The following is a 10,094-nucleotide window of genomic DNA, read 5'->3' as shown; positions in this document are numbered from 1 at the left end:
CGGCCGCGGTCGTCAGGCCCTTCAGTAGCTGCCTCCAATGTGCAGCGTTCCCTGGTAGCGACCGTCCCCGGCGCCCAGGTCCTGCGCCCTCGCGAAGTCCTGCCCGAAGAGGAAGCTGTAGCTGCCGCGCAGCTCCGCCGTGAGCCGTGGGCTGAGCTGGTAGCGAAGGCCCGCGCCTACAGGTGCGTAGCCGCCCGTGTCGTCGAAGAACTGGAAGAAGTTTCCCATGCGCACGGAGTAGCGCTCCACGCCAATGCCCGCGAGCACGAAGGGCTGGAGCCGCGTGGAGGTGAACCCCAACGTGAGGGCCGCCTGCGCGCCGTTGCGCACGATGTCCGGGTTGCCGATGGACGGACTCTCGGAGACGGTGAGGCTGCTGGCGCCGCCGCTGTAGCCCACCTCCACGCCCAGGAAGTCGTTGGGGCGGTAGCCCAGGGTGACGCCGTAGGCCGGCCCCGGCTCCAGGTTGGGCGCGAGCTTCCCCGTGTAGCCCTCCACGCCCAGACCCAGCAGGAAGTAGGGACCCTTCCACTCCACCTGCCGCGACCGCAGCGGCGCGTCATCAGGAGGTGCCTGGGCCGCCGCGGCCCCACCCGTCAACCCCACCAGGCAGAGCGCCAGTCCAATGCCTCGCCTCATGTCCGCTCCCTTCGTTGTTGTCCGCGCGTCTTCAAGGTGGCCCTCCAGGGATGGGCGGACAACGAACGGGCAGGCGGTACCTTGAAGGCCCACGGCGCCCCCTGGGGCCGGGCGTGCGCCCTGCTCCCGCGAGCCCTCGCCCGCCTCCCTGCCCGGCACCTGTGTGGCGCCTCCGGGACTTCCACCTTGAGGACTGGCCGGCGCCATTTCCCCCACGTCTTCCCGGCCACGGAGCGCAAGCCATGGACGACACCGCCATCTCCCCATCTTCCGGACACGAAGCCTGGAGCGAGCACCCATCACCCGACCTGAAGGCCCGTGCCCGCCACGTCCTCCAGCACCTGGACGCGGTGCTGCCGGACGTGGACGCGCTCTACGGAGACCTGCATGAGCACCCGGAGCTGTCCGGCGACGAAGCCCGCACGGCGGACGAGGTGGCGCGGCGGCTGGAGGCCGTGGGCTACGAGGTGAGCCGGGGCGTCGGAGGCCACGGCGTGGTGGGGCTGCTGCGCAACGGAGAGGGGCCCACGGTGCTGCTGCGCGGGGACATGGACGCGCTGCCCGTGGAGGAGAAGACGGGGCTGCCGTACGCGAGCCGCGTGAGGACGGAGGACGGGCGGCCGGTGATGCACGCGTGCGGCCACGACGTCCACACCGCGTGCCTCGTGGGCACGGCGGCGCTGCTGGCCCGCTCGCGCGACGCCTGGCGCGGCACGGTGCTGGTGGTGGGACAGCCGGCGGAGGAGGCGTTGAGCGGTGCCCGCGCGATGCTGGAGGACGGGCTGTATGCGCGCTTCGGCACGCCGGACGCCGTGCTGGGCCAGCACACCGCCCCGCTGCCGGTGGGCACGTTCATGCACCGCGAGGGCGTGGCGATGATGGGGGCGGCGAGCGTGCGCATCCGCCTCTTCGGCAAGGGGGCCCACGGGGCGCAGCCCGAGCTGTCGGTGGATCCGGTGGTGCTGGGGGCCAGCGTGGTGATGCGGCTGCAGACCATCGTGTCGCGCGAGCTGTCGCCCCTGGAGGCGGCGGTGGTCACGGTGGGACACTTCCAGGCCGGCTCGCGCAGCAACGTGATTTCGGACGAAGCGCTGCTGGAGGTGACGGTGCGCACGGAGGACGACGCGGCGAAGGCCCGCGTCCTCGCCGCCATCGAGCGCATCGCGAAGGGCGAGTCCCTGGCCTCGGGCTCGCCGAAGCCGCCCCAGGTGGAGGTCATGGCGAGCACGCCGGTGAACCGCAACGACCCGGCCCTGCTGAGGCGCATCCGGGCCGCGCACGCGGAGTGGTTTGGACCGGATGCGCTGTTGCCCGGCGTGCTCGGCACCGCGAGCGAGGACTTCCCCTACTTCGCGCAGGGGCCGGAGCACCCGGTGCCCACGGCGTACTGGTTCGTGGGCGTCACGCCGCTGGAGACCTGGGCGCGGGCTCCCGGTACGACGCCGCTGGAGAAGGTGACGCACGTGCCAGGGCCGCACTCGGGGTTCTACGCGCCGGACCGGCAGGGCTCGCTGCGCAAGGGGTGCGAGTCGCTGACCGTGGCGGCCCTGGCCTGCCTGCCCGGGGGCACGACCTCCACCGACCATTGACCCGTGGGCGCAGGGGCACGTCCTGGAGCGGGGCCGCTGGCCCGGCCCCTTCCTGTCGCTTGCCCCCGCCATGAGGACCTCCACCTTGAGAGGCGGACGACACTTCTGGAGGAACCCCCGATGAAGCTTCCGCTCATGGCCACGCTGACCGCCCTCCTGCTCGGAGGCTGTGCGCACGAGGGCGCCTCTCGCGCAGCGGAGGACGCCGGTGGCACCGGAGGGTCGGGTTCGCAGGCGCAGCGCACGGAGCCTCCGGTGGGGGCCAGTGACGAGCTGTCCTGGGACGCGGAGGCCTCCCCGCGCACGCTGGCGATGCTCCGCGACCACGGGATGAACTTCTACGGGGACACCGCCCCCGACAGCGCCACGGGCGGCTCTGGCGCGCCGGGGCAGTCCCAGGCGTCCCCTCCGGACGAGTACGAGTGCGTGGACGTCGACCAGCCTGGCACGGGCGGCTCGGGTGAGGCCGCCACGGACGCGGTGCGCGCGACGCCGCTCATCCCGCTCGTCCCCTCGCAGAACCCCGGGGCGCGGTTCGACATCACCCCGGACGCCTGGAAGAAGAACAAGGGCATCGGTTCGAGCCCCGCCGCGCCCTCGACGGGCACGCCCCCGGTGGAGGGCAGCGGCGGCGCGAGCGGCCGGTAGGGCCTCGCTTCAGCCCTGCTGCTTCACCAGCCGGCTGAGCTCCCGGTCCAGCGTGGCGGCGAACTGCTGGCGGTCCTGCTGCGAGAAGCTGCTGGGGCCGCCGGTGGTGACGCCGCTGTCGCGCAGGTCCTGCATGAAGTTGCGCACCGACAACCGCTCATCAATGTTCTCCGGCGTGAAGAGCTCTCCGCGCGGGTCCATCACCACCACGCCCTTGGGCACGAGCAGCGCCGCCAGCGGGATGTCCTGCGTGACGGCCAGGTCGCCCGGTTGCGCGGAGGTGGCGATGTGCCGGTCCGCCACGTCCAGCCCCGCGCCCACCTGCACCGTGGAGACATAGGCCAGGCGGGGCAGGGCCAGCGGCTTGTTCGCCACGAAGACGATGGGGACCTTCAGGCGCTGCACGGCGCGCAGCAGGATGTCCCGCACGGGACCGGGGCAGGCATCGGCGTCGACCCAGATTTGCATGGGGCCCATCCTCGTTGATTCCAAGGCCAGGGGAAGGCGGATGTGCTTCACGGCCCCGCCAGCGCCCGGACGCCCCCGAAGCCGCGGGCGGCCTTCGCCTTGCGAGGACCGGGGTGCAGGCGCCAGGGGAGTCGGGGCGGAGGGGTTGTTTGCTGCTTTCCGGTCACGCGGCAGGCCTGCGGGACAGGGGGTGTCGGGCGCTTCGGGGGCGACCCTGTCCCCGGGGACAATGTGGTTTGATGCCGGGCACCCCATGTTCCCGCGCGTGACGACCCAGACCCCGGAAGTGGATGGAGAACTCGACGCCCCCCGGCTCGCCCGCGACGGCTTCGACGCGGCCAGCTTCCGGGGGCTGCTCGCCCGCTACCAGCGCGGGGAGCTGACGGAGTCCCGGTCGCTCACGGGCTCTCTTGAACCGCCGCGCCCTGGGGACGTCCAGCCCCTGCCCCGCGAGGGCACGCCTGCCCACGAGGCTTGCCGTGCGTTGGGTGAGCAGGCGTTCCGCGACGGCGCGGTGGCCGCCCTGGTGGTGGCCGGTGGGGCGGGGACGCGCTTTGGCGGGGGCGTGAAGGGGCTGGTCCCCGTCCTGGGCGAGCACACCTTCCTGGACCTCAAGCTCGCCGAGGCGCGCCGCCTGGGCGCGCGGCTGGGCCGCCCGGTGCCGGTGGCGGTGATGACGTCCTTCCTCACGCACGAGGCCATCGCCGCGCACCTGGAGGCGCGGGGGACGGGCCAGGACGTGTTCCTCTTCCGGCAGCAGATGCTCCCCCGGCTCACGCCGGACGGCGCCTTGTTCCGGGAGGCGGACGGGAAGCCGTCCTTCGCCCCGTCCGGCCACGGGGACGTGTTCCGGGCCCTGCGCGAGAGCGGGGTGGGGCAGACGCTGCGCCAGCGCGGCGTGCGCTGCGTGTACTTCTCCAACGTGGACAACCTGGCGGCGACGCTCGACCCGGTCGTCATCGGGATGCACCTGCAACGGGGCTGCGCGATGACGGTGGAGGTGACGCCCCGGGCCAATCCCAGTGGAGCGCTGGACGCGGGCGCCGCGCCGGTGCGCCTGGACGGCCAGCTCCAGCTCGTGGAGAAGGTGGACCCCACGCGGCATGCCCTCATCTCCACCAACAACATCACCTTCTCGCTGGAGGCGATGCTGGACGGAGCGCTCCCCATTCCCTACCGGGTGGTCCCCAAGAAGGTGGAGGGCGCGCCCGTACTCCAGTTCGAGCAGGTGACGGCGGAGGCCAGCAGCCTCACCCGGCCGGATGGCCAGCCGCTCCTGTCGGTCGCCTTCATCGAGGTGGGCCGCACGGACCCCGCGACGAGCCGCTTCGAGCCGGTGAAGGCCCCGGACGACCTCCCCCGGGTGGCGGAGCGCCTGCGGCCGCGGCTGGAGGCATTGCGTTAGGTTCTGCCCGCGCATCCACCGCGGGGATCCGCTAGAAGCGGCCCTGTGCAGACACCCTCTCTTCCGTCCCACCGTGACTTCGCTGCCTCCCGGCTCGCGCTCTGGCTGACGTGTCTGGCCTTGTTCGTCGTCTACTCCGGCAGCAAGGTAAAGATGCAGACGGACTCGCTGTGGTCCATTCCGTCCGCGGCCAGCATCCTCCATGAAGGCAACACCGACCTGGACGAGTTCCAACCCACGTTCTCGTCGGCGACGGACTACGCGCGCAACGAGGTCGGGGGGCGCACGTATTATGTCTATCCGCCGGGAGTGATGGTCTCGGCGCTGCCGCTCCTGGCCGCCGCCGAAGGCCTCTTCACCCTGCTGCGGCCGGTGCTGCCCTACCTGGGGGCCCCTGGCGCCGCGGCGCTGTCCTGGCTGCGGATGTTCCAGAGCACCGGGAAGATAGACCTGGGGGCCTACAACCGCACCGAGCAGCTCATCGCGTCGTTCTACGTCTGCGCGGCGGCGGGGGTGCTGCTGCTGCTGCTGCGCAAGCGGGTGTCTCCGCGCGCGGCGCTCATCACGGTCCTGCTCTTCGGGCTGTGCACCACGGCGTACTCCACCGCCAGCCGGGTGCTCTGGCAGCACGGCCCCGGCCTGCTCGCCATCGCCTGCCTCATGTTGCTGCTGGCCCGGCCCGCGCAGACCGCGCGCACCGCGTTCCTGCTGGGCCTCTCCGTCGCGGTCGCCTATGCCTGCCGGCCCACGCACTCCCTCAGCGTGCTCGTCGTCACCGGGTTCATGGCCCTGCGCTACCGGCGTCAGCTCCCGGCCTACTTCGCGGGCGCGGCGGTCATCGCGATTCCCTTCTGCGCGTACAACCTGTCCGTCTACGGCGCGCTGCTGTCGCCCTACTACCGGCACGCGTTGGATCCGCTCGCCAGCCGCTTCTTCATGGCCCTGGCCGCGAACCTCGTCAGCCCGTCACGGGGCCTGCTCATCTTCTCGCCATTCCTGGTGTTCAGCGTCGTGGGCTTCGTCCAGTTGTGGCGCGGCAAGCGCCTGGAGCCCTACGAGGTCGTCTTCGCCCTCATCCCGGTGCTGCACTGGGTGGCCATCTCCGCCTTCCCCATCTGGTGGGCCGGGCACTCCATTGGCCCGCGCTTCTTCACCGACGTGCTGCCGTACCTGGTCTATTTCCTCGCGTTCCCGGTGCAGACCGCGCTGGAGGCCCCCGCGAAGCACCGCGCCCTCATCGGCGTGTTCTCGGTGATGGCCGTGTTCAGCCTGTTCGTCCACTGGCGCTCCTCCGTCTCCTTCGACGTCCACTACTGGAACTCCTATCCGGTCAACGTGGACGGCGCCGCCACCGAGCGCGTCTGGGATTGGAAGGACGCGCAGTTCCTGCGGGCCATCCCCGCCCGCTTCCGCTGAGCGACATTCCCGGGCGGCAGGGGGCCAGTCCGCCCGCCTGCCCTCCGGATGCCCGCGCCTCCCCGCCCGCGCCGAACGCTTGGCGCCACGCCGCGTCGCCTCCAGCTTCAGGCGAAGGGAATATCCGACTGGGAGGCATCGCCATGGCGAAGTTGAAGCACAAGCTGCCGCGTGCATTGGGCTGGTTGAGCGTGGGATTGGGACTCACGGAGCTGCTGGGCGCGAAGCCGCTGCTGCGCTCCCTGGGCCTTTCCCGGGGGCACGGCCTGGTCCGGGGGTACGGTGTCCGCGAGCTGGCCGCGGGCGTGGGTCTGCTGGGCCCCGCGCGCAAGCGTCCCTGGCTCTGGGCCCGGGTGGCCGGTGACGTGCTGGACCTGGCCACGCTGGGCCGCGGCTTCCGCGAGCCGGGGGTGCGCAGGGGGCGCCTGATGGCCGCCACCGGCTTCGTCGCGGGCGCCACGCTGCTGGACGTCTACGCCGCCGCGCGCGCGTAGGCCGGGGCGGGACGTGCGATAGGCTTTGCCCGCCGCGCGCGGTGTCCCTCGCGGCGAAGAAGGAAGCCGCCCGTGCGCCCCGTCCTGCTCTGCCTGCTGCTGCTGTCCCCCTTCACCGCCGCCGCCGCGCCCAAGGCGGAAGACCCCTTCACCTTCCAGGGCGTGGAGCGCGTCGTCGCCGTCGGAGACGTGCACGGCGACGTGGAGGCGTTCAAGGAGGTGCTGCGGCTTGCGGGCCTCATCGACGCGAAGGACCGCTGGGTGGGCGGCAAGGCGCACCTGGTGCAGACCGGGGACATCCCGGACCGGGGCGACCACACCCGGGCGGCGCTGGAGCTGCTCATGCGGCTGGAGACGGAGGCGCGCAAGGCCGGTGGCCGCGTGCACGCGCTCCTGGGCAACCACGAGTGCATGAACATGCGCGGCGACCTGCGCTACGTCACGCCCGGGGAGCTGGCCTCCTTCGCCGACCAGTCCTCCACCGCCGACGGCCCCGGGCAGCCCAGGGGCCTCCACGGCCATTCCGCCGCCTACGCCCCGGACGGCCGCTATGGCAAGTGGCTGCGCACGCACCCCGCCGTCATCCGCGTCAACGACACGCTCTTCATGCACGGAGGGCTGGCGCCGGGCGTCCCGGGCGCGACGCTGGAGGCCGTCAACCGTTGGGTGTGGCAGGACCTGACGCCGGGCCAGCCGCCGGGCGGCGCCGTGGCCCAGGACGGCCCGGTGTGGTTTCGCGGCTACGCCCTGGACGACGAGGCGAAGTGGGACGCGGGCCTCACCCAGGTGCTGGAGCGCTTCGGCGCCCGGCGCATGGTGATGGGCCACACCCCCTCCAAGGATGGCCGCTTCTCCGTGCGCTTCGGCGGCCGGGTCATCGTCATCGACACCGGGCTCAGCACCCACTACGGCCGCCACCTGTCCGCGCTGGAGCTTCGCGGCGAGCGCGCCACCGCCCTCTACCCCGAAGGCCGCGTGCCCCTGCTGCCCGTCCCCCGGGACACCGCCGCCCCCCGACCCGCGGTGAAGACGGGCACGAAGTAGGCGCCACCCTTCAAGAACGCCGCCTTGCGGTGTTCACCGGAAGTCTTTTGACTTTGATAGTCAGTATCAATATCGTCTGGCCCCATCGAACGCAGGGAGCCGCGATGCACGAGGGATGCGGGCCGCAGGGAAGTGCCGGGGAGCTGCGCTGCATGTGCGGCAGCCTGCTGGCGCGGCTGGTGCCGGGCGGCGTGGAGCTGAAGTGCCGCCGGTGTCACCGGACGCAGGTGGTGCCGCTGGAGGGCGCCAGTCCGTCCCGCGACGTCCGCGGGGGCCGGGTGGTGCCCCGGGGCAAGGGCGGCTGAGGCGGTGGGCAGTGTCCGGCTCCGCGTGAGGGCCGGGGTGGTGGTGTGTTTCCTGCGGCCCGAGGCCCCTGAGCCCAGCGCCCGACAGGCTTCCCGTTCGCGGGAGGCCCCCGGCTTTCGTGCCGGGAGGACGTTGGATGTCCGGGCGTGGATGGCTTTGCGCACTGCTTTGCATGGGCCTGGCCGGCGTGGCCCGGGCGGAGGACGTGCCGTCCGTGGACGGAGGCGTGGCGGAGGAAGCGCCCGCGCTCCAGACGGTGGTGACGGGCTCGCGCAGCCAGGAGCGCGTGCGCGAATCCCCGGTGACGACGGAGGTCATCACCCGCGCTGAGATTGTCGCAAGCGGGGCGCGGGACGCCTCGGAGCTGCTCTCCGCGCGCCCGGGCCTCGTGGTGCAGCAGGGCTTCTCCGGCGCGGGGCTGTCCATGCAGGGCCTGGCGCCGGAGTACGTGCTGGTGCTGGTGGACGGCGAGCGCGTCACCGGCAAGGTGGACGGTGACGTGGACCTGTCACGCCTGTCGATGGAGGACATCGAACAGGTGGAGATCGTGAAGGGCCCCGGGTCGGTGATGTACGGCAGCGACGCGGTGGCGGGCGTGGTGAACTTCATCACCCGCAGGGCGCAGCGCCCCCTGGGCGCGGACCTGCGCGCCGCCTACGGCACGCTCAACCGGCTGGACCTGGACGCGACGGGCGAGACGCGCGGGGACGCGTGGGGGCTGCGCATGAGCGGGGGGCTCCAGCGCCGCGCCGCGTATGACCTGGACCCGACGGACATGGGCACCTCCGGCAGCAGCCTGGATGGGTACGACCTGTCCGCGCGCGGCGACTGGCGCGGCTCGGACACGCTGGCGCTGGAGGGCACGGCGTCCTTCTCCCACCGCGTCCAGCGCGGCGTGGACCTGGGCGCGGGCAACGCCGTGTTCGACCGCGCGACCCGCGACAACACCTTCGCCTCGCGCCTGTCGCCGTCCTGGAAGCTGGGGGGGAAGGCGACGCTGCGCACGGACCTGTCCTACGGGCACTACGAGCGGCGCTACCTGCGCGACCAGCGCAACGCCTCCGCGCTGGACTCCGTGGAGGACACGCGCGACCAGCAGGCCCGCCTGGGCGTGCAGCTGGACGCGCGGCCCGGCTCGCACGCGTTCGTGGTGGGCACGGAGTACCTGGGCGAGTGGCTGCGCTCGGACCGGCTGGAGGGCGGCAAGGGCCAACGCGGGCGCGGCTCCTTCTATGCGCAGGACACCTGGACGATCTGGGAGAAGCTGGGGCTGGTGGTGGTGCGGGGCGGACGGGTGGACCTGGATTCGCAGTTCGGGTTCGCGGTGACGCCCCGGGCGGCCTTGAAGGTGGACCCCCTGTCATGGCTCACGCTGCGGGGCGGCTACGGCTGGGGCTACCGCGCGCCCAGCTTCCAGGACCTGCTCATCGACTTCGAGAACCCCTCGGTGGGCTACACCGTGCGCGGCAACCCGGACCTGAAGCCGGAGCGCTCCCGCAGCTACAACATCAACGTGGAGGTGCGGCCCCTTCGCGACTCCCTGGTGTGGGCGGGCGTCTTCCAGCACTCGCTGCGCGACATGATCGCCGCGTCGCTCCAGGCCGAGGGCGAGGCGCTGCGCTACTCGTACATCAACATCGCCCGGGCGCGGGTGCGCGGCGGCGAGCTGGGCGTGCGTCAGTCGCTGCCCGGCCGCGTCCAGGTGGAGCTGGGCTACACGCTCACCGAAGGCACGGACCAGGACCTGGAGCGCGCGCTGGAAGGCCAGGCGCGCCACCGGCTCACCGCGCAGGCCACCTGGCGTCACCGCGCGTGGGGCCTGGAGGCCCTGGTGCGTGGCGCGCTCACGGGCGAGCGACCTTTCTATCCAGATACCAACGGAGACGGTGTGGCGGATTCCTACCGTGCCAGTCGCACCGTCTCCCTGGATGCCCGCGTCGCCTGGCTCATGCCAGCGGGTGGGCTCCAGCTTTTCGTCGTCGGCAGCAACCTCACCGACGCGGGCAATCCCAACGACCTGCCCATTTCACCCCGCACGCTCCAGGCCGGTGTGTCCACCCGGTTCTGAGCCTCCCCTTCCACCGT

Annotated in this window: 10 protein-coding genes; 8 read left to right on the top strand and 2 right to left on the bottom strand. The window is 72.3% G+C overall.

The features are described from left to right. Window positions 1-21: 21 nt before the first annotated feature. A complete protein-coding gene (locus OV207_RS20995) occupies window positions 22-639 on the bottom strand; it encodes an outer membrane beta-barrel protein (RefSeq protein WP_267556903.1) in 618 nt (205 codons plus the stop codon). 242 nt (window positions 640-881) lie between these two features. Between OV207_RS20995 and OV207_RS20990 the strand changes: the two genes are divergently transcribed. Then, on the top strand, window positions 882-2,228 hold the full coding sequence (locus OV207_RS20990; protein ID WP_267556902.1) for an amidohydrolase: 1,347 nt from the start codon (window positions 882-884) through the stop codon (window positions 2,226-2,228). Window positions 2,229-2,348: 120 nt separating this feature from the next. Next, the gene (locus OV207_RS20985) at window positions 2,349-2,876 is read left to right on the top strand and encodes a hypothetical protein (protein WP_267556901.1); all 528 of its coding nucleotides are present in this window, start codon (window positions 2,349-2,351) and stop codon (window positions 2,874-2,876) included. A gap of 9 nt (window positions 2,877-2,885) precedes the next feature. Here OV207_RS20985 and OV207_RS20980 read toward each other — a convergent pair whose 3' ends face one another. After that, window positions 2,886-3,344 (bottom strand): YaiI/YqxD family protein, encoded by a 459-nt coding sequence (locus OV207_RS20980; protein ID WP_267556900.1) that lies wholly within the window; start codon window positions 3,342-3,344, stop codon window positions 2,886-2,888. Between the two features lie 265 nt (window positions 3,345-3,609). Between OV207_RS20980 and OV207_RS20975 the strand changes: the two genes are divergently transcribed. From OV207_RS20975 to OV207_RS20950, 6 genes are all read left to right on the top strand, one after another. Then, window positions 3,610-4,749: a UTP--glucose-1-phosphate uridylyltransferase gene (locus tag OV207_RS20975; RefSeq protein WP_267556899.1), complete on the top strand. Its 1,140-nt coding sequence runs from the start codon at window positions 3,610-3,612 to the stop codon at window positions 4,747-4,749. A gap of 45 nt (window positions 4,750-4,794) precedes the next feature. Beyond that, window positions 4,795-6,165, top strand: a complete 1,371-nt coding sequence (locus OV207_RS20970; protein ID WP_267556898.1) for a hypothetical protein — start codon at window positions 4,795-4,797, stop codon at window positions 6,163-6,165. Window positions 6,166-6,308: 143 nt separating this feature from the next. Then, window positions 6,309-6,659, top strand: coding sequence for a hypothetical protein (locus OV207_RS20965; protein WP_267556897.1), 351 nt, complete (start codon window positions 6,309-6,311; stop codon window positions 6,657-6,659). Between the two features lie 72 nt (window positions 6,660-6,731). Then, window positions 6,732-7,703, top strand: coding sequence for a shewanella-like protein phosphatase (locus OV207_RS20960; RefSeq protein WP_267556896.1), 972 nt, complete (start codon window positions 6,732-6,734; stop codon window positions 7,701-7,703). Window positions 7,704-7,807: 104 nt separating this feature from the next. Next, the gene (locus tag OV207_RS20955; protein WP_193348247.1) at window positions 7,808-8,008 is read left to right on the top strand and encodes a hypothetical protein; all 201 of its coding nucleotides are present in this window, start codon (window positions 7,808-7,810) and stop codon (window positions 8,006-8,008) included. Between the two features lie 173 nt (window positions 8,009-8,181). Further along, window positions 8,182-10,077 (top strand): TonB-dependent receptor plug domain-containing protein, encoded by a 1,896-nt coding sequence (locus OV207_RS20950; RefSeq protein WP_420715249.1) that lies wholly within the window; start codon window positions 8,182-8,184, stop codon window positions 10,075-10,077. The last annotated feature ends 17 nt before the right edge of the window (window positions 10,078-10,094 follow it).

This window comes from Corallococcus sp. BB11-1 (genome assembly GCF_026626625.1).
Taxonomy (GTDB): Bacteria; Myxococcota; Myxococcia; order Myxococcales; family Myxococcaceae; genus Corallococcus; species Corallococcus soli.
The sequence above is the reverse complement of the archived record's forward strand: the minus strand, read 5'-3'. Positions and strand labels throughout refer to the sequence as shown.

What these genes read in the sequence shown, in the direction of transcription:
- OV207_RS20995 (WP_267556903.1), bottom strand. Translation starts at nt 639, where the DNA reads ATGAGGCGAGGCATTGGACTGGCGCTCTGCCTGGTGGGGTTGACGGGT.
- OV207_RS20990 (WP_267556902.1), top strand. Translation starts at nt 882, where the DNA reads ATGGACGACACCGCCATCTCCCCATCTTCCGGACACGAAGCCTGGAGC.
- OV207_RS20985 (WP_267556901.1), top strand. Translation starts at nt 2,349, where the DNA reads ATGAAGCTTCCGCTCATGGCCACGCTGACCGCCCTCCTGCTCGGAGGC.
- OV207_RS20980 (WP_267556900.1), bottom strand. Translation starts at nt 3,344, where the DNA reads ATGCAAATCTGGGTCGACGCCGATGCCTGCCCCGGTCCCGTGCGGGAC.
- OV207_RS20965 (WP_267556897.1), top strand. Translation starts at nt 6,309, where the DNA reads ATGGCGAAGTTGAAGCACAAGCTGCCGCGTGCATTGGGCTGGTTGAGC.
- OV207_RS20955 (WP_193348247.1), top strand. Translation starts at nt 7,808, where the DNA reads ATGCACGAGGGATGCGGGCCGCAGGGAAGTGCCGGGGAGCTGCGCTGC.
- OV207_RS20950 (WP_420715249.1), top strand. Translation starts at nt 8,182, where the DNA reads ATGGGCCTGGCCGGCGTGGCCCGGGCGGAGGACGTGCCGTCCGTGGAC.